This window comes from Acinetobacter portensis, assembly GCF_010646905.1.
Classification (GTDB): domain Bacteria; phylum Pseudomonadota; class Gammaproteobacteria; order Pseudomonadales; family Moraxellaceae; genus Acinetobacter; species Acinetobacter portensis.
Genome location: NZ_JAAARQ010000002.1, coordinates 1,151,030 through 1,177,249, shown reverse-complemented (window position 1 = coordinate 1,177,249; position 26,220 = coordinate 1,151,030). Strand labels below are relative to the sequence as shown.

33 protein-coding genes are annotated in these 26,220 nt (G+C 36.7%); 7 read left to right on the top strand and 26 right to left on the bottom strand.

Translation table 11 applies throughout. The features are described from left to right. Window positions 1-12: 12 nt before the first annotated feature. The 14 genes from ssuC to ubiG all read right to left on the bottom strand — a co-directional run bounded on the left by ssuC (window position 13) and on the right by ubiG (window position 11,747). Window positions 13-828, bottom strand: coding sequence for an aliphatic sulfonate ABC transporter permease SsuC (gene ssuC / locus GTK57_RS05600; protein WP_163121819.1), 816 nt, complete (start codon window positions 826-828; stop codon window positions 13-15). Beyond that, window positions 828-2,003 carry an FMNH2-dependent alkanesulfonate monooxygenase gene (ssuD, locus tag GTK57_RS05595; protein ID WP_163121817.1) on the bottom strand — a complete coding sequence of 392 codons (1,176 nt, stop codon included), beginning with the start codon at window positions 2,001-2,003 and terminating at the stop codon, window positions 828-830. The genes ssuC and ssuD overlap by 1 nt, the downstream gene beginning before the upstream one ends. 30 nt (window positions 2,004-2,033) lie before the next feature. Next, the gene (locus GTK57_RS05590) at window positions 2,034-3,038 is read right to left on the bottom strand and encodes an aliphatic sulfonate ABC transporter substrate-binding protein (protein ID WP_152874742.1); all 1,005 of its coding nucleotides are present in this window, start codon (window positions 3,036-3,038) and stop codon (window positions 2,034-2,036) included. Between the two features lie 13 nt (window positions 3,039-3,051). Continuing rightward, entirely contained in the window at window positions 3,052-4,041 is a 990-nt protein-coding gene (locus GTK57_RS05585) for an aliphatic sulfonate ABC transporter substrate-binding protein (RefSeq protein ID WP_163121815.1), read from the bottom strand. Window positions 4,042-4,059: 18 nt separating this feature from the next. Then, window positions 4,060-5,028: a sulfonate ABC transporter substrate-binding protein gene (locus GTK57_RS05580; RefSeq protein WP_163121814.1), complete on the bottom strand. Its 969-nt coding sequence runs from the start codon at window positions 5,026-5,028 to the stop codon at window positions 4,060-4,062. A 336-nt stretch (window positions 5,029-5,364) separates the two neighbouring features. Continuing rightward, complete coding sequence (gene argA / locus GTK57_RS05575) at window positions 5,365-6,717, bottom strand: amino-acid N-acetyltransferase (RefSeq protein ID WP_163121812.1); 1,353 nt, start codon at window positions 6,715-6,717, stop codon at window positions 5,365-5,367. A 124-nt stretch (window positions 6,718-6,841) separates the two neighbouring features. Beyond that, window positions 6,842-7,243 (bottom strand): RcnB family protein, encoded by a 402-nt coding sequence (locus tag GTK57_RS05570; RefSeq protein WP_163121810.1) that lies wholly within the window; start codon window positions 7,241-7,243, stop codon window positions 6,842-6,844. A 240-nt stretch (window positions 7,244-7,483) separates the two neighbouring features. Beyond that, on the bottom strand, window positions 7,484-7,858 hold the full coding sequence (locus GTK57_RS05565) for an RcnB family protein (RefSeq protein WP_163121808.1): 375 nt from the start codon (window positions 7,856-7,858) through the stop codon (window positions 7,484-7,486). Window positions 7,859-8,032: 174 nt separating this feature from the next. Further along, on the bottom strand, window positions 8,033-8,422 hold the full coding sequence (locus tag GTK57_RS05560) for an RcnB family protein (protein WP_163121806.1): 390 nt from the start codon (window positions 8,420-8,422) through the stop codon (window positions 8,033-8,035). A gap of 233 nt (window positions 8,423-8,655) precedes the next feature. Next, complete coding sequence (locus tag GTK57_RS14565) at window positions 8,656-8,811, bottom strand: hypothetical protein (protein ID WP_171500287.1); 156 nt, start codon at window positions 8,809-8,811, stop codon at window positions 8,656-8,658. A 186-nt stretch (window positions 8,812-8,997) separates the two neighbouring features. Continuing rightward, complete coding sequence (locus tag GTK57_RS05555) at window positions 8,998-9,417, bottom strand: hypothetical protein (protein WP_163121804.1); 420 nt, start codon at window positions 9,415-9,417, stop codon at window positions 8,998-9,000. A gap of 151 nt (window positions 9,418-9,568) precedes the next feature. Further along, on the bottom strand, window positions 9,569-10,315 hold the full coding sequence (locus tag GTK57_RS05550) for a YciK family oxidoreductase (protein ID WP_152875218.1): 747 nt from the start codon (window positions 10,313-10,315) through the stop codon (window positions 9,569-9,571). Window positions 10,316-10,359: 44 nt separating this feature from the next. Further along, on the bottom strand, window positions 10,360-11,034 hold the full coding sequence (locus GTK57_RS05545) for an HAD family hydrolase (protein ID WP_163121802.1): 675 nt from the start codon (window positions 11,032-11,034) through the stop codon (window positions 10,360-10,362). Continuing rightward, the gene (gene ubiG / locus GTK57_RS05540) at window positions 11,034-11,747 is read right to left on the bottom strand and encodes a bifunctional 2-polyprenyl-6-hydroxyphenol methylase/3-demethylubiquinol 3-O-methyltransferase UbiG (RefSeq protein ID WP_152875214.1); all 714 of its coding nucleotides are present in this window, start codon (window positions 11,745-11,747) and stop codon (window positions 11,034-11,036) included. Before ubiG ends, GTK57_RS05545 begins: the two co-directional genes overlap by 1 nt. A 181-nt stretch (window positions 11,748-11,928) precedes the next feature. Here ubiG and GTK57_RS05535 point away from each other — a divergent pair, with 181 nt between their 5' ends. Further along, window positions 11,929-12,546: a thiol:disulfide interchange protein DsbA/DsbL gene (locus GTK57_RS05535; RefSeq protein WP_152875212.1), complete on the top strand. Its 618-nt coding sequence runs from the start codon at window positions 11,929-11,931 to the stop codon at window positions 12,544-12,546. 54 nt (window positions 12,547-12,600) lie between these two features. Here the strand turns inward: GTK57_RS05535 and GTK57_RS05530 are convergent, their stop codons facing one another. Then, complete coding sequence (locus GTK57_RS05530; RefSeq protein WP_152875210.1) at window positions 12,601-13,251, bottom strand: TetR family transcriptional regulator; 651 nt, start codon at window positions 13,249-13,251, stop codon at window positions 12,601-12,603. A gap of 207 nt (window positions 13,252-13,458) precedes the next feature. Here GTK57_RS05530 and rph point away from each other — a divergent pair, with 207 nt between their 5' ends. Together rph and GTK57_RS05520 are read left to right on the top strand one after the other, a co-directional pair. Next, entirely contained in the window at window positions 13,459-14,175 is a 717-nt protein-coding gene (gene rph / locus GTK57_RS05525) for a ribonuclease PH (RefSeq protein ID WP_152873785.1), read from the top strand. A gap of 194 nt (window positions 14,176-14,369) precedes the next feature. After that, window positions 14,370-14,546: a hypothetical protein gene (locus GTK57_RS05520; protein WP_163121800.1), complete on the top strand. Its 177-nt coding sequence runs from the start codon at window positions 14,370-14,372 to the stop codon at window positions 14,544-14,546. 2 nt (window positions 14,547-14,548) lie between these two features. On the opposite strand, the gene nadC is transcribed toward GTK57_RS05520, so the two are convergent. Then, window positions 14,549-15,394 carry a carboxylating nicotinate-nucleotide diphosphorylase gene (gene nadC, locus GTK57_RS05515; RefSeq protein ID WP_152873786.1) on the bottom strand — a complete coding sequence of 282 codons (846 nt, stop codon included), beginning with the start codon at window positions 15,392-15,394 and terminating at the stop codon, window positions 14,549-14,551. 170 nt (window positions 15,395-15,564) lie between these two features. On the opposite strand from nadC, the gene ampD reads away from it, so the two are divergent. Continuing rightward, entirely contained in the window at window positions 15,565-16,137 is a 573-nt protein-coding gene (gene ampD, locus GTK57_RS05510; RefSeq protein ID WP_163121798.1) for a 1,6-anhydro-N-acetylmuramyl-L-alanine amidase AmpD, read from the top strand. 87 nt (window positions 16,138-16,224) lie between these two features. Next, the gene (gene murJ, locus GTK57_RS05505; protein WP_163121796.1) at window positions 16,225-17,766 is read left to right on the top strand and encodes a murein biosynthesis integral membrane protein MurJ; all 1,542 of its coding nucleotides are present in this window, start codon (window positions 16,225-16,227) and stop codon (window positions 17,764-17,766) included. Window positions 17,767-17,815: 49 nt separating this feature from the next. On the opposite strand, the gene GTK57_RS05500 is transcribed toward murJ, so the two are convergent. From GTK57_RS05500 to GTK57_RS05460, 9 genes are all read right to left on the bottom strand, one after another. After that, on the bottom strand, window positions 17,816-18,508 hold the full coding sequence (locus GTK57_RS05500) for an FKBP-type peptidyl-prolyl cis-trans isomerase (RefSeq protein WP_152873789.1): 693 nt from the start codon (window positions 18,506-18,508) through the stop codon (window positions 17,816-17,818). A gap of 48 nt (window positions 18,509-18,556) precedes the next feature. After that, on the bottom strand, window positions 18,557-19,261 hold the full coding sequence (locus tag GTK57_RS05495; protein WP_152873790.1) for an FKBP-type peptidyl-prolyl cis-trans isomerase: 705 nt from the start codon (window positions 19,259-19,261) through the stop codon (window positions 18,557-18,559). Between the two features lie 234 nt (window positions 19,262-19,495). Further along, a complete protein-coding gene (locus GTK57_RS05490; RefSeq protein ID WP_163121794.1) occupies window positions 19,496-20,071 on the bottom strand; it encodes a DNA-3-methyladenine glycosylase I in 576 nt (191 codons plus the stop codon). 40 nt (window positions 20,072-20,111) lie between these two features. Then, on the bottom strand, window positions 20,112-20,357 hold the full coding sequence (locus GTK57_RS05485) for a hypothetical protein (protein WP_152873792.1): 246 nt from the start codon (window positions 20,355-20,357) through the stop codon (window positions 20,112-20,114). A 19-nt stretch (window positions 20,358-20,376) separates the two neighbouring features. Then, window positions 20,377-20,916 (bottom strand): M23 family metallopeptidase, encoded by a 540-nt coding sequence (locus GTK57_RS05480; RefSeq protein WP_163121792.1) that lies wholly within the window; start codon window positions 20,914-20,916, stop codon window positions 20,377-20,379. A gap of 53 nt (window positions 20,917-20,969) precedes the next feature. Continuing rightward, window positions 20,970-22,004 carry an A/G-specific adenine glycosylase gene (mutY, locus tag GTK57_RS05475; RefSeq protein ID WP_163121790.1) on the bottom strand — a complete coding sequence of 345 codons (1,035 nt, stop codon included), beginning with the start codon at window positions 22,002-22,004 and terminating at the stop codon, window positions 20,970-20,972. A 174-nt stretch (window positions 22,005-22,178) separates the two neighbouring features. Further along, window positions 22,179-22,544 (bottom strand): HIT family protein, encoded by a 366-nt coding sequence (locus GTK57_RS05470; RefSeq protein WP_152873794.1) that lies wholly within the window; start codon window positions 22,542-22,544, stop codon window positions 22,179-22,181. A gap of 64 nt (window positions 22,545-22,608) precedes the next feature. Continuing rightward, window positions 22,609-23,349, bottom strand: coding sequence for a dienelactone hydrolase family protein (locus GTK57_RS05465; RefSeq protein WP_163121788.1), 741 nt, complete (start codon window positions 23,347-23,349; stop codon window positions 22,609-22,611). Window positions 23,350-23,524: 175 nt separating this feature from the next. After that, the gene (locus GTK57_RS05460; protein ID WP_004656956.1) at window positions 23,525-23,683 is read right to left on the bottom strand and encodes a DUF1328 domain-containing protein; all 159 of its coding nucleotides are present in this window, start codon (window positions 23,681-23,683) and stop codon (window positions 23,525-23,527) included. Window positions 23,684-23,867: 184 nt separating this feature from the next. Here GTK57_RS05460 and GTK57_RS05455 point away from each other — a divergent pair, with 184 nt between their 5' ends. Further along, window positions 23,868-24,320, top strand: a complete 453-nt coding sequence (locus GTK57_RS05455) for a YcgN family cysteine cluster protein (RefSeq protein WP_152873796.1) — start codon at window positions 23,868-23,870, stop codon at window positions 24,318-24,320. 25 nt (window positions 24,321-24,345) lie between these two features. Here GTK57_RS05455 and GTK57_RS05450 read toward each other — a convergent pair whose 3' ends face one another. Beyond that, complete coding sequence (locus GTK57_RS05450; protein WP_152873797.1) at window positions 24,346-24,807, bottom strand: DUF523 domain-containing protein; 462 nt, start codon at window positions 24,805-24,807, stop codon at window positions 24,346-24,348. 100 nt (window positions 24,808-24,907) lie between these two features. Here GTK57_RS05450 and GTK57_RS05445 point away from each other — a divergent pair, with 100 nt between their 5' ends. Beyond that, window positions 24,908-26,182 (top strand): replication-associated recombination protein A, encoded by a 1,275-nt coding sequence (locus GTK57_RS05445; protein ID WP_152873798.1) that lies wholly within the window; start codon window positions 24,908-24,910, stop codon window positions 26,180-26,182. Window positions 26,183-26,220 lie beyond the last annotated feature (38 nt).

Sequence of the window (26,220 nt, the reverse complement as noted above, 5' to 3'; positions counted from 1 at the left end):
ATCTTTTCCTTATTATTTTTGATAGCCTGCATGCCAACGCAATAAATACTTTTCTAAACCTACAGCCAATACATCTGCTAATTTGCCCAAAAGTGCATAAAGTAGAATACCGACAAGTACAATATCTGTTTGTAAGAACTCACGTGCATTCATGGTCATATAACCAATACCTGATTGTGCTGAAATAGTTTCTGCAACAATTAAAAGCACCCAAACAAGACCTAAAGCAAAACGCAAACCTACAAGAATTGATGGCATTGCACCAGGTAAAATAATTTCTTTATATAACTGCCAACGTGTTAAACCGTAGCTTTTACCCATTTCAATGAGTTGTGGATCTACAGAACGAATTCCATGATAGGTATTGATGTAAATTGGGAAAAATACACCAATTGCAACAAGGAATAGTTTTGCTGTTTCATCAATGCCGAACCAAAGGATAACCAATGGAATTAATGCAAGTGCAGGGATGTTACGAATCATCTGTAAAGTAGTGTCTAGCAATGTAGATGCAAATTTAGATGAGCCATTTAATAAGCCTAAAAGTAAGCCTAAGCCTCCGCCAACAAATAGACCGAGTAATGCACGACCTGCACTGACTTTAACGTGTTCCCATAGTTCGCCACTTGCAAGTAATGTCCAAAAAGCAGTAATGACAGCTGTTGGAGCAGGCAAAATTCGACTTTCTAAAAGTCCTGTGCTTGATGCAATTTGCCAAATTAAAATAAGTGCAGCAGGGAACAACCAAGGCAGCAAACGCTGCCCAAAAATTGTTCCACGTGAAACCTTTTTGTCAATTAAGGTATCAACGGAGATCTTCTTAGACATCAAGCCGGCTCCTTATTTTTAATTTCTTTTTTCGCTTCATCTGCAACATAGTTATTTGCCACAATTTCACCGAAAGGACCTGTCAAATTCGGTTGAGCAAGTTTTTTACGCGTTTCTAAAGGAAGAAGAGGGAATACAAGTTCAGCAAAACGAATTGATTCTTCTAGGTGTGGATAGCCTGAGAAAATGAACGTGCCAATACCTAAGTCTGCATATTCTTGAATTCGAGCTGCAACAGTTTCTGGATCGCCTACTAATGCTGTACCTGCACCACCACGAACAAGACCAACACCTGCCCATAAGTTAGGTGAAACTTCGAGTTTAGTTCGATCACCATTATGCAGTTCTGCCATACGACGCTGACCAACTGAATCCATGGTTTTGAATTTTGCTTGTGCTGCTTGAATGGTTGCATCATCTACATATTGAAGAAGTTCTTCAGCTGCTGCCCAAGCTTGTTCGTTGGTTTCACGGACAATGACATGTAAACGAATACCGTAATTTAGTTCACGACCTTTTGCTTCAGCTTTTGCTTTAACAACAGCAATTTTTTCTTTTACTGCTGCAGGTGGTTCACCCCAAGTTAAATAGGTATCTACTTGGTCTGCAGCAAGCTCAATGGCATCTTCAGATGAACCGCCAAACCACAGTGGAGGATGTGGTTCTTGAACTGGTGGATATAGAAGTTTTGCATCATCTACGCTTAAGCGTTCGCCGTGGAATGTAAAAGATTCACCCGTATGTGAACGTGTCAAAATTTCACGCCAAATTTTCGTGTACTCAGCGGCTGTTTTATAACGTGTAGCGTGGTCTTCATATAAGCCATCACCACGAAGTTCCTGTTCATCGCCACCTGTTACAAGGTTAAGCAAAACACGACCATTTGAAAGACGGTCAAAGGTAGATGCCATACGAGCTGCAAGTGCAGGCGTTGTTACACCTGGGCGTAAAGCCACTAAGAATTTAAGATTTTTTGTTGCATCAATTAGGCTTGCAGCTGTAATCCATGGATCTTCACAAGAACGACCTGTTGGAATTAAAACACCTTCATAACCTAGGTTATCAACTGCTACAGCAATTTGTTTCATATAAGCATGATCAACTTGACGAGCACCTTTGCTCGTACCTAAATAACGACTATCGCCATGTGTTGGGATGAACCAAAAAATTTTCATGTCAAATTTCCTTGCTTAATATTTAAAAAATTAGTGACTAGATTCAGAATTCAAAACAGCATCCTGAATTTTGATTTGTTTAGGAATGAGTTTTTCTGCAAAAAATAGATCTGCAATCTTCTGTTGAGACTCAATGATCTCTGCATTTAATGTACGAATAGGAGATGGTTTTGAGCGACGGTCAAAAGAGTGTTGTGCAATTTCTTGACTTAGACCTGTGTTTTTAGCAAATAGATCAACAGCAAGCGTTTGGTTGTTTAAAATCCATGTATCGGCATTGTTTAAGCTTTGAATAACTTTTTTCGTTGCTTCAGGATGTGCCGTTGTAAATTTAGGATTCGAAATAAAGTACGAATAAGTTTTAGGGAAGGCTGAGCCGTCGATCAGTACTTTGACTTTACTTGTTAATTCAACTGCCGATAGGTACGGATCCCATACAGCCCAAGCATCAACAGAACCTTTATCGAAGGCAGCTCGAGCGTCTGCAGGTGGTAACCAAATAGGTTGAATGTCTTGCCAAGTTAGACCTGCTTTTTGTAGAACCTTGGTGACAAACTCATGTGCGCTTGAGCCTTTTTGCAGAGCAATGCGTTTACCTTTTAATTCACTAAGATCTTTAATTTTCGAGTCATTTGGCAACACTAAACCTAATGAGCTTGATGGATAAACTTCGTAAGCGGCATAACCTAAATCTTTATTTGCTGCCTGAGCAAAAATAGGAGGAATATTTCCTACTGCACCAAAATCTACAGCGCCAACAGCTAGGGCTTCTAACATTTGTGGGCCAGCAGGAAATTCACGCCATTCTATTTTGGTATTTGGAAATTCTTGTTCCAAAAACTTTTGTTCACGAGTCACCAACAAACCTAAAGAAGATTTTTGGAAACCAATTTGTAAAGTTTTAATTTCAGGAGCGACGTCTTTATTTTCTGATGAATTTACTTCTGTTTTAGCGGTTTCTTGTTTTTGGCATGCAGTAAGCCCAAGACTAATTGTAGCTAATCCAATAAGTGCAGATGTTTTTAATGGGCTCATTATTTTTTCCTTATTATTGAGTGCTGTTTAAAACAGCATCTTGAATGTTGATTTGTTTAGGAAGAAGTTTTTCTGAATAAAATAAGTCAGCAATTTTTTGCTGAGATTTAATCACTTCTTCATTTATTGGATAAACCAAAGAGGGCTTTAAGCGTTTGTTCAGAACAATTTGAGCAATTTTTTTATCAAGACCTGTGCTTGCCATATAGGTTTTTAACGCTTCATCAGGGTTTTTAATAATCCATTCATCGGCTTGATTTAAGCTCTTAATGACTTTTTTAATCGCATCAGGATGTGCCTGAGCAAAGGTTGGATGTGCAACGTAATACAAGTACGTTTTAGGAAAAACTTGTCCATCGATGAGTGTTTTTGCCTGAGTTGTTTCAATGGCTGTCGTTAGGTTTGGTTCCCAAATTGCCCATGCATCTACTGATTTTTTATTAAAAGCAGCGCCCGCATCTGCAGGTGGTAGCCATATAGGCTCAATATCGCTCCATTTCAAGCCTGCTTTATTTAAAACATTGGCAAGAAATTCATGCATATTTGAGCCTTTTTGTAGCGCAATACGTTTGCCTTTTAAATCTTGAATATTTTTGATTGAGCTATCTTTATGAATAAGAATTGCTTGGTTAACGGTTGGCTGAACTTCATAACCAACATAGGTTAATTCTTTACCTGCTGCTTGAGCGAAAATTGGTGGCGTATTTCCTACTACACCAACATCTACTGCACCTACAGATAAAGCTTCTAATAATTGAGGCCCTGCGGGAAAATCTTTCCATTCAATTTTAGTTTGTGGAAATTCTTGCTCTAAGATTTTCTGTTGGCGAGCGACTAAAAAGTTAGCTGCCGACTTTTGAAATCCTAAAGTTAATGTTTTAACCTCGTCATTTACGGTGTTTGTATTTTGGCTGCTTGTATTTGCTTCTTGTTTTTGGCAAGCAGTTAAACTCACACTTAGTGCAGTAACACCAATAACACCAAAAGTTTTAAATAGCCCCATTTTTCATCTTCCTATTTTTTATTTTGAGCTACTTAAAATAGCGGCTTGAATGTTCAGTTTATTTGGAATGAGTTTTTGCTGATAAAACGCATCTGCAACGTATTGTTGTTCTTTAGCCACTTCTGTTGAAATTGGCTTCACACCAAATGCCATACGTCCAATAGATGTTTTTAAAACATCAAGTTGTAGCCCTGTTGGTTTTTCTAATAATTTCGCTGCTTCATCTTGATGATCTTTCACCCAAATAGTTGTGTCATTTAGTTGTTTCACAACGCTTTCTAATACTTTCGGGTTTTGCTCTGCAAATTTACGATCTGCTAAATAGAACTGATGATTACTCACGATATTTTGACCTGTCGCTAAAACACGAGCGCCAATTTGATGTTCAGCTGCTGCAAAGAACGGATCCCAAATCACCCACGCATCTACAGCACCGCGTTCAAATGCAGCGCGAGCATCAGATGGTGGTAGGTAAACCACTTCAATATCATTGAGTGTTAATTTGTTTGCTTCCAAAAGTTTTAAAAGTAAATAATGAACGTTTGAGCCTTTATTTAAAGCAACACGTTTGCCTTTTAAATCTTGGATATTTTGAATTTTAGAATCTTTTTGAACAATTAAAGCTTCTGCTTTTGGCGCAGCAGGTTGGTTCGCAATATAAACAATATTAGAGTTAGCCGCTTGTGCGAAAATTGGAGGAGCTTCGCCTGCTTCACCAAATACAACGCTACCTACATTTAACCCTTCAAGTAATTGTGGACCAGCTGGAAACTCGACCCATTTAACATTTACACCTTGATCTTTTAATGTGGTTTCTAAAGAACCACGTTCTTTTAAAATTGGTAAAATGCCATATTTTTGAAAACCAATATTTAAAGTAACGGTTTCAGTTTCCTTTTTCCCACAAGCAGTCATCATCATTGCACTTGCAACTAGAGAAGAAAGAAGAAGTCCTTTAGTCAAAAATCGTGCATTGATGTTGCTCATGGTGAATCTACTCCGAAACAATAAAATGATAGGGATGGGAATGAGCACCTAAACTAATCATTTTTCTTTTTCGGAAAAAATAACTATTCGGGAATTTCTAATGAAAAAAAAAGATAAATAAAAATGAGCAAAGCTTATTCAATGAATGAATAAACATTCATATCGAAAATTTATGTGGAAAAATCACAAGATATTGAAATTTATAAATAAAAAATATCATGTGAAAAGGTGAGGGTATTTTTATTTGAGTGATTTAGTGGGAGCGTAATATTTGTACGCTTTTTCTATGATTAAGATATGAGAAATAAAGATATATCGAAAATTAAAAAGCCACTTTTAAAGTGACTTTTTACAAACAATTGAATTACGTTGATAGTTATAAAGTGCTTGTCGCGTATTAGGTAAATCATCAACACTTGCATTTTCAAAGCCTTGTTCTAAGAACCAATGTGCAGTACGCGTCGTTAAAATAAATAACTGTTTGATGCTCATTGTTTTTGCTTTTGCTTCAAGATAATGCAAAATTTGGCTACCACGGTTCGACTTTCTATAACTAGGATGAACCGCAACGCATGCAATTTCAGCAGATTTAATTTCATTTTCTGCTGTTGGGATTGGGTATAAGGCAGCGCAAGCTAATATTGTTCCATCACGTTCAATGACAGCAAATTGCTCAATTTCATTTTCTAAACGTTCACGTGAACGGTAAACCAAAATTCCTTCTTCTTCGAGTGGGCGGAGTAGGTTGATCAACCCCCCGACATCATGAATGTTTGCCATACGCACTTCTTCATAATGCGCATCGGTAATCATGGTGCCTGAGCCATCACGAGTGAATAATTCCTCTATTAAAGCACCGTCATAACTATAAGAAAGAAGATGAACACGGTTTACACCATTAAGCGATGCTAGTTTTGCACCTTTTAAATGTAATGCCCGATTTGGACTTTGCTCTTGGTATTGCTGAATAAATTGATCTATTTGATGAGGTAAAACTTCACGTAATAATTGTCCATTTTCATTAGATAAACCATGATGTTTACCTAAGAAAATGAGTTTGTCTGCTTTTAAGCTAATCGCTGCTTTTGTTGCAACTTCTTCTGCAAGTAAATTAAATACTTCACCTGTTGTTGAATATCCTGTTGGGCCAAGAACTACAATATTTTGATTATCTAAATGGCGATGAATAGCTGCTGTATCGAGTGTACGAACTTCACCTGTAAGTTGATAGTCGACACCATCACGAATGCCATAGGGTTTGGCTGTAACAAAATTACCTGAAACGACATCTATCCTTGCACCAAACATGGGTGAATTGGCTAATCCCATAGAAAGTAAGGCTTCAATTTGTAGGCGAATTGAACCAACAGCATTCATAATTGAATTTAGAGATTCACGCGTAGTGACGCGCTTATTGTTATGGAATGGTGTATCGATATTATTTATTTTTAGGTTTTGCGAAATTTGTGGGCGTGCACCATGAACCAACACAAGGCGAATACCTAACGAGTGCAAGAGAGCAATATCATGAATAATATGTTGAAAATTATCGTGTTGAACGGCTTCGCCATCGAACATAATGACAAAAGTTTTATTACGATGAGCATTAATGTAGGGTGCAGAGTGTCGAAACCAGTGTACATATTGCAACGTCAGGCTGTGTGAAGTTTCAGATGTATTGACGGTCATACCCATCTCAATTAATTTGAATAATTAAAGTATCTTCGATTTTGACTAAAAATAAAATATATTGAGAAATTAAAAAACCACCAATAAAAATATAATGGTGGTTTTTGAAATAAATTACGTTAATTTACTTAAGGATTTTTAGAATTTCATAATCATCATCAGCTAAAACATAATCGCCATTTATACGATACCACTGTTCGTCAGAACCAACAGAATACAAGCGTGGAGAGTCATTGCTTTTTACTTGATAATATTCAGATCTGAATTGCGCTGGAAGATCTTGACCAACTTTCCAGTCCCACGATGGTTTGGGTAAAGTCCTATCAATTCGTTGATCATTGTTATAGACGTAGCGATTATTATCATAAGATGAGCTACTATAATTTTGGTTGCTATTATAACGATCATCTCTGATTTCAGTATAAGTGCGTGTCTCATCATCATAGATGAACTTTTTTGCTATAGAAGATTGCGCTGATATTAAAGTCGTTAAAGATAAAAGCATTATAGATAAAAATTTATTCATATTTTATACACCTCTTGTTATATGAGGTGATTTTATGAGTTGATAAAAAATTAAAATATATCAGATATGTTAATAAAAGTTACTTTTTGAAAATAAAAAAATATTATATTTCAATGATTAATAGCAAAAATGCTTTAACTTTTATGAGAATGTTTATATGAATAAATCTTAATTTTATGCACTAACTTACTACAAAAGTATTTGGTCAATGGAGACCAAACACTTTCACAAAAAAAATGATTATATGATTTGAGCAATAGTATTTTTATTTGAATTTACTAAAACATAATCACCATTAATTTTAAACCATTCCTGATGGCGTTTAGGCTTACTTAAACGCTTTACATCGCTATAGTCGATTTTATAATGAGAAGAATTATATGCGCGGGGAAATGGTTGCCCTACACGCCAATCTCGGCTTGGATTGACATGATGATTGTTATATTTATTGCCATTATTCCAATGTGATTGACTAGGATGTTTTTCGTTTGAATTCCAATGTGTCGGTGCAGGCGGTTGATGATTGAATCGTGGATCATGTTGTGGAGCAGCCATTGCTGAAGTCGCAATAAGGGCACTTAAAGAGAGAGTAATCATTGTTAGATTTTTTTTCATTTCATCCACCTTTATTCGTTTGGAATGTGTTCTGTATAGCTTTAAATTAACGAAGAAGTAGCGAGAAAAAATGAGAGAAATATAGTGGAATTGTGAAGTAAATGAAGAAATTAAGAAGAATCAATGATTATGTAAAAAAAGCCCAAACATCTGTTGGGCTTTGGAAATTTAAGATTAATCTACGATACTTGTAATCGTGTTGCTGTCAGTATTGACTAGAATGTAGCTATTATTAATTTTATACCACTGCTCATTTCGAGACGGCTTTTCTAGATTATTATCTTTATAATCAATTTTATAGCTATTTCCGCGATAATGTTGTGGCATGACATAACCTTCTTGCCATTTTAACTGTTGTAAGCGTTGAACGCCACGTTCTTCACGCATTCGTCTTTTTTCAAAGCGTTTGTCATTATTTTCTGAATCGCGATATTCACGTTTAGTTTGCATATCGCGTGGTCCATTATAACCACGATCATCATCATGATGAGGTGCAGCAGCAGTGAGACTACTTGCCATCAAAGCACTGAAAGAAATTGCGAGAATAGACAAAATCTTTTTCATGTTTAACCCTCGTAAATTATTTTCACTATGATGTTACTCTACTGAAAAAATGCAGAGAAACTGTGAAGAAAGATGAACTTTTTATTTTAAAGCCATATATATATTAAGGTATTATGATACATTTCGGAAATTTATAAAATTTGAATTACATATCAGAACAATTATAAAAATAAATTTTCAGTTGGATATTTTTAATGAAAATAGTCCAGCATAGGACTATTTTTTTACTCAAATTAATTCCATTGTTGTTCTAGTTTTTGTAAGGAGTTTATGGCTTCGACAACGTATTCAGCTTGTTGAGCATCATCTAAAGCGGTAATTAAATCTTTAGAAAGCTGTAATTTGTTAATTGAACGAATCATTTCAACTTTACGTTTTAAATCAGTCACAAATGGCTCCTTATCTCGTGTTTTCTATGGAGAATATTGTAAAGAATTTAACTTGATTATAAAAACCGAATAATATAATGATATTTATATAAAAAAACGATTCAATGGGCGTTGTTATTTTTTATCTTTAGATTAAAAAGGCAGTTGAGCTGCCTTTTATTTTGATATTTTGGCTTTTAATAGATATTAATAGGCATATTTCATGTCTGTATAATCTGTTAAAGATTTTTGAACATGCGCATTAATGAATTCACGGACATCTTCAGGGCTTAATGGTTCGCCTTGTTTAGTGATGACATGTTCAAAAGGTGCTTGTTCAGGAGCGACAATTTTGTAGACGAAATTGGTCACAATACGGTAAGTATCATCTTCTTTAATAACGCTTGTAACGTAATGATAAGAATGCTCAAAGTTTAAATCTGTATGTGAAAAAACAAATTGATCGAACAGCTTAATATTTTTGCCGTTTTCTAATGCTTGAAGTTCTTGAATAATTGTTGCTTCAAATTTCATGCCGTATTTTTCAGAAATTGGTTTTCCATCTACAAGTAAAGAAACCATTCCATCTTCAAGGTGTGTAACGCCAATATTGTTAAAATCAGACATGTGAAATCTCAGAATGTTTAAGTGATATGTGTTTAGTATGAGTAAAATACAGTTAAAAACAATGCTAGAAAATTTAGCTGTATATAGAATAATCAAAATAAAAAAAGGGAGCATATGCTCCCTTAAATATTATATTTGATTCGTTGAAAAACTAGTCTTGTGCATCAATGCTTTGACCATTCAAAGCAAGACTATCATCACCCATTAAATATAAGTATGCAGGCATAATCATTTCAGGTGTTGCGAGTGTTTTAGGGTCTTCATTAGGGAATGCTTTTGCGCGCATTGCTGTGCGTGTTGCCCCAGGATTAATACAATTAAAACGTAAATTTGGATGTGTATTTTCTTTAGCAAATAATTCGCTAACGGCTTCAATTGCAATTTTTGAAACCGAATATGCACCCCAACGTTCGCGAGTTTCACGTCCTACACCTGAACTTGCAAAGACAACAGATGCATTTTCAGATTTTTTTAATAAGGGAAGTAACTCTTGAGTTAGAACAAAAGGAGCACGTAAATTCACAGCCATGACATCATCCCAAACATCGGCAGGATAATTTTCAAGTTCTGTGCGCTCACCCAAAATGCCTGCATTATGCAAAATTCCGTCTAAGCGACCAAATTGCTTTTGCAGAGTATCGACAAGAAGCTCGTAATCTCTAGGCGATGCGCTTGAAAGTTGTAAGGGTAAAATAGCAGGTTGAGGTGCACCTAAACTTTCAATTTCATCATAAATGACTTCAAGTTTATTTAAGGTTCGTCCATGTAACACTACAGTCGCGCCATGTAATGCATAGCTGAGCGCTGCTGCACGACCAATACCATCACCTGCGCCTGTCACAAGAATGACACGATCTTTCAGTAGGTCTGGGCGAGGCTTATATTCTGAATATTTCATGTTCGAACCTCCTCAATTTTATATAGTTATGAAGTGCATTTTTATTAAGACTTAATCACCATTTTACGAATGACTTGATGTAATTCATCTACATTGTTCACTATACAATCTGCTTGCCACGCTGTTAAGTCATCTTTGTGTTCGATTGGTAAATAACCGTATGCAGCTAAAATAGTGTACATGTTGGCATGACGTCCTGCATCAATATCTCGTGGATGATCACCGACATAAATGCAGTCTTTGACATCTGTATTAATTTGCTTTGCCGCAAGATACATTGGCTCAGGATCGGGCTTAGTATTAGTCACATCTTCAGGGCAAACCAAAACAGCACATCGTGATGTTAAGTTAAGCGCTTTAAGTAATTCTTCACTTAACCAACGAGGCTTGTTCGTCACAATTCCCCAAGGAATATTGTGGCTTTCCAACTCTTCAAGCAGAGGGTACATGCCATCGAAAAGATCTGTATCTACGGCAATATCTGCACCATATAAATCTAGAAAGCGCTGACGATGTGCAAGGAAAATAGGGTCTGTGACTTGAAGTTCAGGATAAACCAGTTTCACCATGGCACGTGCGCCTTCAGACACTTGAGTGCGAATCAAATCTGCTTCAACAACATCTTTGCCTTCTTCACGGCACATGTCTTGAATAATGCGAATAAAATCCGCTGCGGTATCAATTAATGTGCCATCTAAATCAAATAATACAGCTTTCATTACACGCCTTCTTTTTGTGTATACACCATGTAGTTCACATCTACATTTGGCGCTAACCAATAGCGTTTTGTGATTGGATTGTAATGTAAGCCAGTCATGTCTTTGAGTTTTAAGTTTGCACTACGAATGTCGTTTGCAAGTTCAGATGGTTTAATAAATTTACTGTAATCGTGTGTGCCTTTTGCAAGCATACGGAGCACATATTCGGCACCAATAATGGCAAATAAGTAGGCTTTTGGATTACGGTTAATGGTCGAGAAAAATACGTGACCACCTGGTTTTACAAGCTTTTGACAAGCAAGAATAATAGATGCAGGATCTGGAACGTGTTCAAGCATTTCCATGCAAGTGACAACGTCGTATTGTCCTGCTTGTTCATCAGCAAGTTGTTCTACAGGAATTTGGCGATATTCAATATTTTGAACGCCTTCTTGTTCTGCATGAAGACGAGCAACATTTAGTGGTGCTGCTCCCATGTCGATCCCTAAAACATTTGCACCACGACGCGCCATACTTTCAGCCAAAATACCGCCACCGCATCCTACATCGAGTACTTTTTTGCCTGTAATGCCACCTGAATGCTCATCAATCCAATTTAAACGTAATGGGTTGATCATGTGTAAAGGGCGGAATTCAGAATGCTGATCCCACCAAATGGCTGCGAATGCTTCAAATTTGGCAATTTCTTGTGGATCAACATTTAGTTGCGACATCGGGTTCACCTCAAGCAAGTCGTTATAATTCAAAAAACTTAGTATCTTCTTAGTGTAGCGTTTATTATAAAAAAAGCGATAAAAGCCTTAAAAAAGTTCACAGAATGAAAACGAAAAAGGCTAAATTGATTTATAGTATTTGCATAAGCTAATCATAATATTTTTGAGGCAAATAAGTTCAATGAAAAAAATTCTTTTAGGTAGCCTCGCTACTGCGATGATGGCAATTTCAAGTGGTGTGATGGCAGCAGATTTTGTTGCGGGTAAAGATTACACTGTTCTTGCAAATCCGGGGAAAGTAGAAGTTCCTGGAAAAATTGAAGTGCGTGAATTCTTTTGGTATGGCTGTGGTCATTGCCATAACTTAGAGCCACATATGCAGGCTTGGATTAAAAAAATGCCCAAAGGTGTTCACTTTGTTCGTACGCCTGCGGCAATGAACCCGACTTGGGAACAAGGTGCTCGTGGATACTATGTATCTGAAGCCTTACAAATTCGTAAAAAAACACATTTGCCATTGTTCCATGCCATTCATGAAGAAGGTAAGCAAATTTTCGATCAGCAATCACAAGCGAAATTCTTTGTGAAATATGGTGTGCCTGAAGCGAAATTCAATAGCATGTTTAATTCCTTCCCAATTTCAGCAAAAATTGCTCAGTCAAACCAACTTGCAAGACAATACCAATTATCAGGTGTGCCTGCGGTTGTGGTGAATGGTAAATATGTGGTTCAAGGGGAAGATGCTAAAGTGCCTCAAGTTGTGAATTACTTAATTGAAAAAGAGCGTAAAGCAAAATAATTTATATTAAATTTTTAAAAAAGCCACTTCAAAGAAGTGGCTTTTTTTTGATTTTTAGCTTTTTATATTTTTTTCCCAGTTTGAAATTCCATGGAAGAGTAAACGAACTTGAGTGACAGCTTGTGCTTTAAAAATTTGTTGCTGTTGTTCTAAAAGCGGTTGTTTAAATTGACGAGAAAGATCAATCCACGTCATAACCCAGTTAAAGGCTAAATTAATGAGCAATTGTGCTAATACTTTTAAATCATCTATTTGTTGAAAATGTTGAATACTCGGTAAGCGATGAAGATCGATTGCAAAGTCTTCAACAAGATATTCGATTTCTCGTTTTATTGCTTTACGGATGGGCTGTGATCCACCCCAACGTTCAGAAATAATGAAAATCCACTCTTCAGTATGCTGATCGATAGTTTGAAAAAATAGCGCTAAGCTCTTTTGTATTTTTGCTTCAGGTTGATATAAATAGGTTTGTCCTAGCTGATGTAAAGTACTTTTTAAATCTAAGGCAATTTTATCTACCAGCTCTAAGCCTAATGTATCCATATCTTTAAAATGTCGATAAAAAGCTGTAGGTACTAATCCAATTTCACGGCTGATTTCTCTTAAACTGATACTGCTGAAAGAGCGTCCTGAAGTGCTTAAGCGAAGTACGGCATCTATAATAGCTTGGCGACTTTGTCGTTTTCCTTCCTCTCGAATAGACATGCCAAATGTATCCCTACAATTCTTGTAAGGTTTAGTTTAGCAAAAAAAAGTACACAAATATGAAAGTTATTTTTGAATCATTTCAAAACAACTTAGTTTTAATTTCTTAAGATTTAGATGGTTTACTCAACAGCTGTAACAAAACCTTTGTATTCGCTTCTGCTATACTTAGCCGCAATATATTTGAGTTAAAAATAAGGACAAATTATGCGTATTGACCAACGTACTTTAGATCAATTGCGTGATGTTAAAATCACTCGTAACTACACTCGTTATGCAGAAGGTTCTGTACTGGTTGAATTCGGTCATACAAAAGTCCTTTGTACAGCAAGTATTGATCATTCTGTTCCTCGTTTCTTAAAAGGTCAGGGACAAGGTTGGGTAACTGCTGAATATGGTATGTTGCCACGTTCTACACATACTCGCAGCGATCGTGAAGCGGCTCGTGGTAAACAAAGTGGTCGTACACAAGAAATTCAACGTTTAATTGGTCGTAGCTTGCGTGCAATGGTCGATCTTAAAAAGCTTGGCGAAAATACAATTACAATTGACTGTGATGTAATTCAAGCCGATGGCGGTACACGTACAGCATCTATTACGGGTGCAGCGGTTGCCCTTATTGATGCTATGAATGTATTGCTTGAGAAAAAGAAAATTAAGCAAGATCCATTAAAAGGTTTAGTTGCTGCTGTTTCTGTTGGTATCTTTAAAGATGAAGTACTTCTAGATTTATGCTATGAAGAAGATTCTAACTGCCAAACTGACTTGAACGTTGTGATGACTCAAGCAGGTGAGTTTATTGAAATTCAAGGGACTGCGGAAGAAAAACCATTTACACGTGCACAATCAAATGCAATGTTAGAAATGGCTGAAAAAGGTATTCAAGAGCTTGTTAAAAAACAGCAAGAAGCTTTGGGTTGGTAAGTTTTAAAACCTAAGTTTTATAAAAAAGCGCCGTGAAAATGGCGCTTTTTTTATGCCTAGAAATTACAGGAAAAAATATAAAAAACACGAATAGGGCGTTTTTCATACAATGTTATAACATGAGTCATTTTTTTCATCACATTGAGTGCTTAGCATAAGAGGTATCGTGTAATTGCTTGAAAAAGGGCAAAGAAATGAATGTTATTTTTATTGCTTCAATGATTGGCGTATTCCTCATCAGTATTTGTGCACCTCGGGAAAATGAGAAGTTAGATGTGCATTCTGTATGGAAAATTGAACATTTGCAGAGTGATCTTTCTAAAGAAAAATCATCTCCGCAAAATACTCAAAACAATGATTTTAATACTTAGATTTAAGCATTAAAACGCATCGATAAATCAACCGCTTTTACATCTTTGGTTAAAACACCCATCGAAATATAGTCCACGCCAGTTGTTGCAACTTCACGTAAATTATCAATGGTGATATTGCCTGAGGCCTCTAATTTACAACGACCTGCAACGTGTTTTACGGCATCAATCATTTGTTGCTGACTAAAATTATCAAGCATGACAATATCTGCACCTGCTTCAAGTGCTTGATTCAATTCATCCCACGTTTCAACTTCAACTTCAACAGGTTTGTTGGGTGCAATCACGTGCGCTTTTGCAATAGCTTGGGCAATGCCACCCGCTGCCATAATGTGATTTTCTTTAATTAAAAATGCATCGAATAAACCTAAGCGATGATTTTGACCACCACCAATAGCCACCGCATATTTTTGTGCAATGCGTAATCCTGGAACGGTTTTGCGTGTATCGAGTAATTTTGTATGTAGTCCATCTAAATGCTTTACATATTCAGCTGTTTTTGTGGCTACAGCAGAAAGTGTTTGCACAAAATTCAGGGCAGGGCGCTCTACGGTCAGTAAGCTACGAGCGGAACCTGAAAGCTTTAAAAAGGCTTCATTTGCAGCAACAACATCACCATCATTTTTAAGCCAAGTCACTTGAACATTAGAATCATAAGCTTGAATTAAAGCATTCACCCAAGGCTGACCTGCAAGCACCATATCTTCACGGCTAATGATTGTCGCAGTCGCTTGCTCGTCTTCATGTGTCAGTAAAGCGGTAATATCACCATCACCAATATCTTCTTGTAATGCTTGTTGAATATTGATTTGAATAGACTGTTCTAATAAAGCTTGTGAGATGCTCATGGCAATATCCGTATAGTGAGAACCCATAAAAATTGTGCGCTATATTAGCATTGTTCAATAAAAAAACGCATTTTTTAACCAAGTTACATCACTAAGTTTGAGATTTGGAAGTGAAAGTTTTAGGATGGAAGAGTAGCCAAATTTATTTTAAAAAATTTCAGGACAGATTTATGCAACAAGGATCGTCGTTTCAGGTCGTTGATGGACAGCTTAAAGGCGCTCAACACATTCCTTCGCCAAATTTTAATCAGCGTCCTGAAAATACAGACATTGAATTGGTTGTTGTCCATAATATTAGTCTGCCACCATCGCAATTTGGTGGTGGATATATCGAAGATTTTTTTCAAAATAAATTAGATTGGTCGAAGCATCCTTATTTTCAGACGATTGAAGGCATGCAGGTTTCAGCTCACCTTTTAATTTTAAGATCGGGAAAAATCATTCAATTTGTAAACTTTAAAGATCGTGCTTGGCATGCAGGTCGTTCAAGTTATTTAGCGCAAAAAGAATGTAATGATTATTCTATTGGAATTGAATTAGAAGGAAGTGATGATCTACCTTTTGAAGAAGAACAATACGAAGCTTTAGCCAATGTGGTGGCAACATTACAAAAAGCCTATCCAAAAATTAAACAACATATTGCAGGACATTCAGATATTGCACCGGGTCGAAAAACAGATCCAGGGCCATTTTTTGACTGGGTAAAATTTAGAAAGCAACTAAAGCAACTAAAAAACCTATAAATTGTTAAATTGTAGAATGATTAAACAATGAAACTTCACAGAGAGTTTCATTACAATAGCGACTTGATTTTAGACTAGGTGGTTCCGATGGCGCTTTGGCGATCGACCGTGATTGTAAGTGCAATGACGATGTTATCTCGTGTACTGGGTTTAGTACGAGACATCGTTTTGCTAAATGTATTTGGTGCAGGCAAAGACTTCGATACTTTTGTCGTGGCTTTTCGTATTCCTAACTTCTTTAGGCGATTATTTGCAGAAGGAGCGTTCTCACAGGCTTTCATTCCTGTATTAACGGAATATAAAACAAGTCGCACACATGCAGAAGTTCAAATACTGATTAGTCGCGTATTTGGTTGTTTAGCAACAGTCATGTCTTTATTGACTTTATTTGCCATGATTGCGGCACCTGTCATTATTTATGTCTATGCACCGGGTTTCCACGATGATCCTGCCAAATTTGCTTTGGCAACGGATATGTTCCGCCTAACTATTCCGTATTTATTATTCATGTCACTTACTGCTTTTGCGAGTAGTATTTTGAACAGCTATGGATCATTTACTACACCTGCATTTGCACCCGTATTACTGAACGTTGCAATGATTGCCGGCGCATTATGGTTCACGCCATATATGGATACGCCAATCATGGCTTTAGGTTGGTCTGTGGTAGCCGCAGGATTTTTACAATTAGCCATTCAGATTCCTGAATTGTGGCGTAAAAAATTACTCATTCCACCAAAAATCGACTTTAAGCATGAAGGCGTAGATCGCATCATGAAATTGATGCTTCCTGCACTTTTTGGTGTGTCTGTTACTCAAATCAATTTATTGCTCAATACAATTTGGGCATCGTATATGCAAGATGGTTCAGTGTCTTGGTTATACAGTGCAGAACGTATGACAGAACTGCCATTAGGTTTAATTGGTGTTGCTATTGGTACTGTGATTTTACCGTCATTGTCAGAACGTATTGCAGAACAAGACCAAGGTAAATTCCGTGGCATGATGGATTGGGCAGCGAAAGTGATTGTGTTGGTTGGTGTGCCTGCAAGTATTGCTTTATTCATGCTTTCAACGCCAATTATTCAAGCATTATTCCAACGTGGCGCATTTACGGTAGAAGATACGTATATGACAGCTCTTGCACTACAATGTATGAGTGCAGGGGTTATTTCATTTATGTTAATTAAGGTTTTTGCACCAGGCTTCTATGCACGCCAAGATACCAAAACACCTGTACGTGTCGGCTTAATGTCGGTTGCTGCCAATGCCATTTTAAACGTGATATTTATTGGATTCTTTAAATTGATCGATTGGCAGGCAGAACATATGGCGCTTGCATTAGCATCTTCAGGTTCTGCTTTGGTTAATGCAGGTATGCTGTATTTCTATTTACATAAGCGTGATATTTTCAGATTTGGCGCACATTGGAAAAAGCTGATGCTTCAATTTGCGATTGCCAATATAGCGATGGTTGCCGCTTTATGGTACGGCTTAACGTGGTACAACGGTGATGCGACTCAATGGATGCGTGTAGTCGAGCTTATTGGGCTTTGTATTGTTGGTGCAGTCGCTTATGGCATTGTATTAATTGCAGCAGGCTTTAGACCACGTAATTTAAAACCATAAAATTTCAAAAATAAAAAAGACCGCAAATGCGGTCTTTTTTATTTTTAGTTTATTGTGGAGAAACTTCTAAAAGTTCAACATCAAAAATTAAAGTACTATTTGGCTCTATAGCATCGCCTGAACCAATTTGACCATAAGCCAATTTAGCTGGAATATAAAAACGATAGGTTGAACCTTCTTTCATTAACTGTAGACCTTCTGTCCAACCTGTAATGACTTGGCTCACCATAAATTCAGCAGGTTGTTGGCGTGCAATTGAACTGTCAAAAACCGTATTATTCAATAAACGACCTTCATAATTTACTTTTACTTTTGAAGATGCTTTAGGTGTTTTACCTGAGCCTTGCTTAATCACTTCATACTGTAAGCCAGATTTAGTGACTTTAATATTAGGTTTTTTCGCATTTTCAGCAAGAAATTCAGCACCTATTTTTTCATTTTTATCCGCTAAGTTTTTATGTTCTATAAGCTGTTTTGCTTCAGCATTTTTTTTGAATTGCGTTAAAACTTTCGACATTTCTTCATCTGTTAAAGCCGATGATTGGCCTTTTGATGCTGCTTTTAAACCATCTAAAAATGCATCTAAATCCATATTTTTTAAGGCATCAGCATTGCCCCGTCCCATAATATAACCAAAGCTGTAGCCAACTTTATCTTCATAACTGCTTTTATTATTTACTATTTTTGCAGAAAGACCAGTACTACACAGTGCTAAGCACAATAATGTCATTTGAATTTTCATTATATTTCCTTAAAAAATAAGGAGAGCAAAGCTCTCCTTATTTAAAAATTATTTAACTTGGATAAGCTCAACATCAAAAATTAACGTGCTGTTTGGTGGAATTGTACCTGGAACACCTTGTTCGCCATACGCTAAGTTAGAAGGAATATATAATGTTGCTTTTCCGCCTTCTTTCATCAGTTGTAGACCTTCAGTCCAACCAGGAATAACTTGGTTAAGCGGGAACTCAATTGGTTCACCACGTTCTACAGAGCTATCAAATACTTTGCCATCTACAAGTTTACCTGTGTAGTGTACTTTAACTGTTTGAGAGCCTGTAGGTGCTTTACCTGTGCCTTCTTGCGTGATTTTATACTGCAAACCAGAAGCTGTTGTTTTTACGCCAGATTTTTTAGCATTATCACTCAAGAAAGTATCATTTGAGCTTTGAACTTTTTGAGTTTCAGTCACTTGTTTTTGTTGCATTTCTTGCTGATATTGCTCAAATGCTTTTTGAAGTTCTTCTTCTGTATATGCAGGTTGCTTACGAGCATGTGCATCACGAATACCTGTTACAAAGCTATTAATATCAAGCTCTGGAGGAGTTTGGTGTGCAACTTCAAAACCTAAAGCATAGCTAATTTTCTCAATGCCAGAAGCATTTGCAGATGATTTTGCCGTTTGCGTTGCTGGAGCTTGAGTTGCGTAGTAAACAGGAACAAGTGCAGCACCGCCTAGAATTACAGCTACAGCGATGGGTAAGGCTTTACTCATAAGTTTTCTCAAATTCATTTTATAGTTTAAAAGTTGCCATTATTTTAGCAGACTTTTGGGTAAAACACGGGCATTTGAGTCACGTGCATCTTTGCTATTAATATATTCTTATCACATGAAATATTCTATAACAGTCTGAATATATAAAACATTTTTTATACAATAAATACTAGACTTAGGAGAGCCTATTTAGATTGATAGCATTTTAATTTTAGGTGAATTTAAGTTTAATGATCAGGTTTCTGAATATTTAAACGCACAATCATCTTCGTGATCATTGATCATGCCAACCGCTTGCATGAATGCATAACAGGTTGTAGGTCCTACAAATTTAAAACCTTTTCTCTTGAGTTGTTTAGACATTAAAATGCTTAAATCTGTTTGAGCAGGTGCTTTTTTATAATCAGGGACATCATTAATAATGGTTTTTTGTTGAACGAAATCCCACAACCAAGCGACCACATCTACATTATCTTTTTTAAGATTTTGCCATGTAATGGCATTATCTCGAATGGCTTTTAATTTACCGATATGACGAATTAAGCCCGTATCTTGAACTTTTATTTCTAAATCGGCATCACTGAAGTTTGCAATATCAGCAATAGAGTATTGAAAGAAATGTTCACGATAACATTCACGTTTTTTGAGTACGGTAATCCAAGACAAACCTGCTTGTTGACCTTCTAAACAGAGCATTTCAAAAAGATGTTGTTCATCTTGAACAGGGCGACCCCATTCTTGATCATGATAATTGATATAAATAGGATCGTTAGAGCACCAACCACAGCGTTTCACTGTTAAAGACGTCATGGAAATGCTCCTTTATTTTTATAAGAATTAAAACAATAGATTAAATTTTAAATTCAGCCCATTGGTCATTTTTGTTGTCCCAATAGAACAATTCAGCTTGTTGAATATCTTCAAAAGAAATCCAATTATCTTTGCCAACTTTGTCTGAATAGCCTGTACTGATGAGTAAAGCTTCTTCGGTAATTTCCATGACCCAACCCTGATGACTCTGTCCTGCTACCACAATTTTTTGTTGATTGCCCGATTCAGCAAATTCTACCAGACGATTGATCAACGCTTCTGACATGAATAATTCCTAAAGAAAATTAACGTAAATATGGATAGGGGTTAACGGCTCCACGCCCTTTTCCACCTAAATAAATTCCATAATGTAAATGTGGTGCGGTATGGCGAGCATTACCCGTATTGCCGACATAACCAATTAGATCACCTTTTTTGATGTAATCACCTACGCGTAAACCACGTTTATGACCATCTAAATGTGCATAATAATGCCAGCTACCATTAGGGCCTAAAACCCAAATGACTTTCCCGCCCAAATTGTTGTTGCGTAAGTCGGCAATTAAGCCTTCTGTTGCACTAAACACTTTTGTTCCACGAGACGCCATAATATCAACGCCTTCATGTATTCTACCACTGCTTCGTGATGCGCCCCATGTATCTGTTAAATTATTGCTTTTAACACCTTGTACAGGAATTGGGAGCTTGTTTGGCAAACTCATATTTTTGAGTTTTTGAACCGCGGCAGCGTTTAATGGTTGGCTTGGTTTTTTCGGTGCGGTGCTACATGCGGAAATAAAAATAACAGCAAAAATTAAGATTAAAATAGAACGAATGCGAAGCACGAAGAATTCCTGTCTTTTATTTTATGAATAGTCTTATCTAGCACCTGACTATGTCATAAATTTACGGCAGAGATCAATTTTTTCATGGCTGTTGGAATGCCCATTTGTGTAGCAATTTGTGATGAATACCAATCACCACCCAACTCAATTGCTAAATGTTCTTTTGAATCTTCATCAATTTCAAAGCACACCGCTTCTAATAACCACGTGAAGTGCGTAAAACTATGAGAAATCAGTTCTTTTTTGATAATTTTTTTCAAACCTAAACTTTGCGTTCTTTCTAAAAATTCAACTTCATTTTCAATAATTGGTAAGCACCATAAACCGCCCCACAAACCTGAATTAGGGCGTTGTTGCCATAACCATTGATCGTTGCATTGAATAAGTAAAACCTGAGCAGATTTTACGGGGACTGCTTTTTTGGGTTTCTTAAAAGGGAGTTCAGTTTCTAAACCTTGCTGATGTGCTTTGCAATGTTGTTGCATTGGGCAATACAGACACAATGGCTTTTTAGGTGTACAGACTGTTGCACCTAAATCCATAATGGCTTGCGTGTAATCATGATTGCGTTCAGTCGGGCATAAATCTTCGGCAATTTGCCACATGGCACGTTCATGAACAGGTTTGGATAAATCATCTTCAATAGCGAAGAAGCGTGATAAAACACGCTTAACATTGCCATCCATAATGACGCCATATTGGCGTAAACCAAGCGACATCAGCGCGCCACCTGTAGATGGTCCTATACCTGGAAGTTCAATCCATTCTTCTAAATTTTGAGGAAAATGTCCTTTTTGCGTAACAATTCCTGCTGCTTTATGCAAATTTCTTGCACGTGCGTAATAGCCTAACCCTGCCCAATAGGGAGCAACATCATCCCAAGATGCAAGACCTAAATCTTCAATTGTAGGAAAGCGCTCAATAAAACGATCAAAATATTGCAGAACTGTTTTTACTTGAGTCTGTTGCAACATAATTTCCGATACCCAAACTTTGTATGGATCATCTGCAATTTGCCAAGGCAAATCATGACGACCATGTTCATCGAACCAATTTAGAAGGGCATTAGAAAAAGAAAATTCAGGCATTGAAATGAAGTAACAACAAATAAGGCTTGAGTATAACTGAATTGAACGATGAACCTTTGAGATAAATGGATACACCTTATTCAAAAGGAGTACTTAAAAATTAAGTGTTGTACTTTATTTGAAAATTTAACAACAAAAAATGATGCCGAAGCATCATTTTTTTAGTGAATTTATTTAAATTTGACCACTCATACCCCAGCGGGAATCAAGCTGTAAAGCTTGTCCTTCATAGCGAGGAATAATGTGAATATGGACGTGTTCAGATGCTTCGCCAAAGACAGAACCATCATTAAAACCAACATGAAAACCAGAGGGTTGATGGCGTAACTTAAGCTCATTACGTGCAAGTTCAAGCAAGGTTAAAAGGCTTTTGCGCTCTTTATCGGTTACATCAAAAAATGAACTTACGTGACGTTGAGGAACAATTACACAATGTCCTTTAGATAGTGCATTTGGTTCGGGTAAAATCACGCCGAAATCATTTTTTGCAATGATGTCATATTCATCAAAGTTACAATAGATGCAGTTATTTTCAGTCATTTGATTATCCTCTTTTCATTTTATTACTTACCTATTCACGTGAATAAATAGGCAATTTAAAGCCTTACGCTTTTAAGTGATGAGCGAGCAATTCATACATCGCTTCGAGGCTTTGCTTTTCTGCTTCAGCATTGTAGCCAAGATCTACACCATTGGCTTTGGCTCTTTCATCGGCTAGTGGGTTTGAAAAGCCATGTTTAGCATCTTCAAAAATAATCACTTCATGATTTACTTTTACGGCATGCATTTCTTCACGGAAATTTGCGACATCTTCAAAGGAAACCATACTGTCTAATTCACCATGTAGAACAAGAATTTCCGCCTGTACTTTGCCTTCTTCAGCAGGTGATTTTGGTGATAAATTAGCATGGAATGTGGCAACAGCTTGAAGTGGAGCACCTGCACGAGCTAAATCTAGAATAACTTTGCCACCATAGCAAAAGCCAATTGCTCCGAGTTTAGCTTGATTTACTTCTGTTTGAGCAGCTAAAGTTTCTAAACCTGCAAACGCACGAGTCACAATTGTTTCAGGGTCTTGGAATGTTTCAGTCATCCATTCATTTGCTTGAGTAGCTTCAGTGGTTACTTTTTTGTTGCCGTACATATCAATAGCTAAGGCTGCATAACCATGTTCTGCTAATTCACGTGCACGCTGTTCGGTATATTCATTGCGTCCCCACCATTCAGGAGATACGATTACACCTGCAACAGGCGTTGTAGATTCAGGAGCAGCAAAGTAGCCAATTAAGGTAGAACCATCTTTTGCTGTGTATTGAATTTCACGTGTTTTGATTACAGAAGTCATGCACAATCCTTGAAGCTTTAATTATGATTAACTCGATTAAAGCACAAAAATATTGCAGATGTTTTGAAAAGAAATAAATGAAATAGAAACAAATGTGAAAAATTATGATTTGCTTATCACAAATTAAAAAAGAAGGGTCTAAGCCCTTCTTTTTGATGGTATAAAAATAATGTGTTTAAACTTTTCCGCGAGAGAGAAAGCCAACAATTGCAAGAATGACCGCAACAACAAGTAGAATGACGGCAAAGTCTTTAGATAAGCCTGCAACACCACCAAAACCAAGTAAACTTGCGATTAACGCGATAACAGCGAATATAATTGCCCAACGGAACATTGGAATTCTCCCTTCAATTTTTTTGATTATGAATTTAGTATAAAGATGATAATTACAATAAATGTGATGTATTTGTTTGTTTTTTGTACAAAAGTGAAGTGTTTTAATGAAAGAAAGTCATCTCTCTTATTGATCACTCAAGCCTGATATAATGCCAAAGCTCTTCTTTTTATTATGTATGAATATGTCTGAACTGTTACGCCCACAATTTTGGAAAAACTATACATTAGCAGAGTTAAATACTGCTGAATGGGAAGCGTTGTGCGATGGTTGCGGATTATGTTGTTTAATAAAATTAGAAGATGATGAAACCAATGAAGTAGCGTATACCAAGGTTTCTTGTAAATTACTAGATTGTAAAACAGGACATTGTTCAGATTATCCAAATCGTATTGAACACGTACCAGATTGTATTCAACTAACACCTGAAAAATTAGAAAATATTCATTGGTTGCCATCTTCATGTGCGTATCAACGCATGAGCGAAGGCAAAAGCTTACCTTCTTGGCATTATTTAAATACAGGTACACGAGAAAGCGTTATAAAAGCACGAAAGTCGGTTGCAGGGCGCTGTGTATCTGAAGCCGATGTCGATGAAGATGAAATTGAAGACTACATTGTACGTTGGGTTCGTTAATGAAAAAGTGATTTATGCAATAACGCTAATCTAACGATTTTAAAAAATCATCTTCCGAAATTACCTGAAAACCATGTTGGCGTAACAAGCTTGCAGTAATGCCTAAGCCTGAAATTTTTGTGCCTGAAAATGTACCGTCATAAATAAAATTCGAGCCGCAAGACGGACTATTTTCTTTTAAAACAACTATCGAAACCTGATATTTTTTCGCAATTTCCAAAGCTTTCTGTGCACCATCAATAAATGCTTGTGTGACATCATTTCCTTGAGAGTCGATTACTTGTGCTATGCCATTTAAAACATCTTGAGCCGTGCCATTTACAATTTCTGCAGCTAAACGAGGCGTAGCTAATCCACCTAATATTTCGGGACAAACAGTAATGGCTTGCTGGTTTTGTAAAAGCTCAGAAATTTTTTCAAAATAATATCCTTTACCATCATAACGAACAGGTAAATTAGCCAAGCAGGCACTGATTAAATATTTCATATGGCAATCTTCACATCTGTAAATTTTGTCTTTAAAACTATTGCCTAGAGACATGAATAACATAGTAGACTAAGTGAAAGCTTAGTAAAGTAATAACAAGATGTCAGATAGCAATATTCCACTTCCTGAACGCCTACGTCCACGAGATTTGTCTGAAATTATTGGACAAGATCACCTGCTTGGTGAAGATGCACCATTGCGTCAAATGATTGACCAAGGGCATTTACCCTCTATTATTTTTTGGGGACCGCCTGGGGTTGGGAAAACCACAATTGCCTTATTACTAGCACAAGCCATAGATCGACCATTTGTGAGTTTATCTGCGTTAAATACAGGCGTGAAAGAATTAAGAGAAATTATTTCAGATGGTGGTGATTTAATGCCACCAGTTGTATTTATTGATGAAATTCATCGTTTTAATAAAAATCAGCAAGATGCATTATTGAATGCTGTCGAAAAAGGCAAAATTACGCTTGTTGGTGCAACAACAGAAAATCCTTCATTTGAAGTAAACAGTGCATTACTTTCTCGTTGTCAGGTTTATACCTTAAATGCTTTAGATGAAGATGCGATTCAAACACTCATTAATAATGCGATTCAAAAAGATCAATTTTTAAAAGATCGTTATATCCAAATTGAAGAGTTTGATGCACTTATACAATTTTCTGCAGGCGATGCTCGAAAAGCTTTAAATTTACTCGATTTAATTGCAAGTACATTTGAACCAGATTTAGAAAATATCATCACCAATGCAGTGGTTGTAAAAGTTGCACAGCAGAATATTGCACGTTATGACAAAGCAGGCGAACAGCATTACGACTTGGTTTCTGCATTTATTAAATCTATTCGTGGAAGTGACCCAGATGGTGCGCTGTATTGGATGGCTCGAATGCTCAAAGGTGGTGAAGACCCTGTATTTATCGCGCGCCGTATGTTGATTGCGGCATCTGAAGATATTGGCAATTCGAATCCAAATGCATTATTACTTGCAGGCGAATGTTTCCGTTCAGTTCAAGTTATTGGTATGCCTGAATCACGCATTATTTTGGGACAATGTGCCGTTTATTTAGCGACAAGTGCAAAAAGTAATAGCACGTATTTAGCCATTAATAAGGCGATGGATTTAGCTGAAAAAACAGCAAACTTACCTGTGCCGTTACATTTACGCAATGCACCAACCAAGCTAATGAAAGAACAAGGATATGGTGTCGATTATCTATATCCGCATAATTACCCTGAACACTTCGTATTGCAGGAATATATGCCGCCTGAATTAAAAGGTACAAAATTATATGAGTCTGCACGTAATAAGCGTGAAGTTGAAGGTGAGAAGTTGCAACAACGTCGTTGGCAACAACAGCAGCAACAGCAATAACATATATAAAAAAACCCAACTCGGGAGAGTTGGGTATA

Excerpts from the sequence above, each read along its gene's own strand:
- ssuC (WP_163121819.1), bottom strand. The coding sequence starts at position 828 with ATGTCTAAGAAGATCTCCGTTGATACCTTAATTGACAAAAAGGTTTCA.
- ssuD (WP_163121817.1), bottom strand. The coding sequence starts at position 2,003 with ATGAAAATTTTTTGGTTCATCCCAACACATGGCGATAGTCGTTATTTA.
- GTK57_RS05590 (WP_152874742.1), bottom strand. The coding sequence starts at position 3,038 with ATGAGCCCATTAAAAACATCTGCACTTATTGGATTAGCTACAATTAGT.
- GTK57_RS05585 (WP_163121815.1), bottom strand. The coding sequence starts at position 4,041 with ATGGGGCTATTTAAAACTTTTGGTGTTATTGGTGTTACTGCACTAAGT.
- GTK57_RS05580 (WP_163121814.1), bottom strand. The coding sequence starts at position 5,028 with ATGAGCAACATCAATGCACGATTTTTGACTAAAGGACTTCTTCTTTCT.
- argA (WP_163121812.1), bottom strand. The coding sequence starts at position 6,717 with ATGACCGTCAATACATCTGAAACTTCACACAGCCTGACGTTGCAATAT.
- GTK57_RS05570 (WP_163121810.1), bottom strand. The coding sequence starts at position 7,243 with ATGAATAAATTTTTATCTATAATGCTTTTATCTTTAACGACTTTAATA.
- GTK57_RS05565 (WP_163121808.1), bottom strand. The coding sequence starts at position 7,858 with ATGAAAAAAAATCTAACAATGATTACTCTCTCTTTAAGTGCCCTTATT.
- GTK57_RS05560 (WP_163121806.1), bottom strand. The coding sequence starts at position 8,422 with ATGAAAAAGATTTTGTCTATTCTCGCAATTTCTTTCAGTGCTTTGATG.
- GTK57_RS05555 (WP_163121804.1), bottom strand. The coding sequence starts at position 9,417 with ATGTCTGATTTTAACAATATTGGCGTTACACACCTTGAAGATGGAATG.
- GTK57_RS05550 (WP_152875218.1), bottom strand. The coding sequence starts at position 10,315 with ATGAAATATTCAGAATATAAGCCTCGCCCAGACCTACTGAAAGATCGT.
- GTK57_RS05545 (WP_163121802.1), bottom strand. The coding sequence starts at position 11,034 with ATGAAAGCTGTATTATTTGATTTAGATGGCACATTAATTGATACCGCA.
- ubiG (WP_152875214.1), bottom strand. The coding sequence starts at position 11,747 with ATGTCGCAACTAAATGTTGATCCACAAGAAATTGCCAAATTTGAAGCA.
- GTK57_RS05535 (WP_152875212.1), top strand. The coding sequence starts at position 11,929 with ATGAAAAAAATTCTTTTAGGTAGCCTCGCTACTGCGATGATGGCAATT.
- GTK57_RS05530 (WP_152875210.1), bottom strand. The coding sequence starts at position 13,251 with ATGTCTATTCGAGAGGAAGGAAAACGACAAAGTCGCCAAGCTATTATA.
- rph (WP_152873785.1), top strand. The coding sequence starts at position 13,459 with ATGCGTATTGACCAACGTACTTTAGATCAATTGCGTGATGTTAAAATC.
- GTK57_RS05520 (WP_163121800.1), top strand. The coding sequence starts at position 14,370 with ATGAATGTTATTTTTATTGCTTCAATGATTGGCGTATTCCTCATCAGT.
- nadC (WP_152873786.1), bottom strand. The coding sequence starts at position 15,394 with ATGAGCATCTCACAAGCTTTATTAGAACAGTCTATTCAAATCAATATT.
- ampD (WP_163121798.1), top strand. The coding sequence starts at position 15,565 with ATGCAACAAGGATCGTCGTTTCAGGTCGTTGATGGACAGCTTAAAGGC.
- murJ (WP_163121796.1), top strand. The coding sequence starts at position 16,225 with ATGGCGCTTTGGCGATCGACCGTGATTGTAAGTGCAATGACGATGTTA.
- GTK57_RS05500 (WP_152873789.1), bottom strand. The coding sequence starts at position 18,508 with ATGAAAATTCAAATGACATTATTGTGCTTAGCACTGTGTAGTACTGGT.
- GTK57_RS05495 (WP_152873790.1), bottom strand. The coding sequence starts at position 19,261 with ATGAGTAAAGCCTTACCCATCGCTGTAGCTGTAATTCTAGGCGGTGCT.
- GTK57_RS05490 (WP_163121794.1), bottom strand. The coding sequence starts at position 20,071 with ATGACGTCTTTAACAGTGAAACGCTGTGGTTGGTGCTCTAACGATCCT.
- GTK57_RS05485 (WP_152873792.1), bottom strand. The coding sequence starts at position 20,357 with ATGTCAGAAGCGTTGATCAATCGTCTGGTAGAATTTGCTGAATCGGGC.
- mutY (WP_163121790.1), bottom strand. The coding sequence starts at position 22,004 with ATGCCTGAATTTTCTTTTTCTAATGCCCTTCTAAATTGGTTCGATGAA.
- GTK57_RS05470 (WP_152873794.1), bottom strand. The coding sequence starts at position 22,544 with ATGACTGAAAATAACTGCATCTATTGTAACTTTGATGAATATGACATC.
- GTK57_RS05465 (WP_163121788.1), bottom strand. The coding sequence starts at position 23,349 with ATGACTTCTGTAATCAAAACACGTGAAATTCAATACACAGCAAAAGAT.
- GTK57_RS05460 (WP_004656956.1), bottom strand. The coding sequence starts at position 23,683 with ATGTTCCGTTGGGCAATTATATTCGCTGTTATCGCGTTAATCGCAAGT.
- GTK57_RS05455 (WP_152873796.1), top strand. The coding sequence starts at position 23,868 with ATGTCTGAACTGTTACGCCCACAATTTTGGAAAAACTATACATTAGCA.
- GTK57_RS05450 (WP_152873797.1), bottom strand. The coding sequence starts at position 24,807 with ATGAAATATTTAATCAGTGCCTGCTTGGCTAATTTACCTGTTCGTTAT.
- GTK57_RS05445 (WP_152873798.1), top strand. The coding sequence starts at position 24,908 with ATGTCAGATAGCAATATTCCACTTCCTGAACGCCTACGTCCACGAGAT.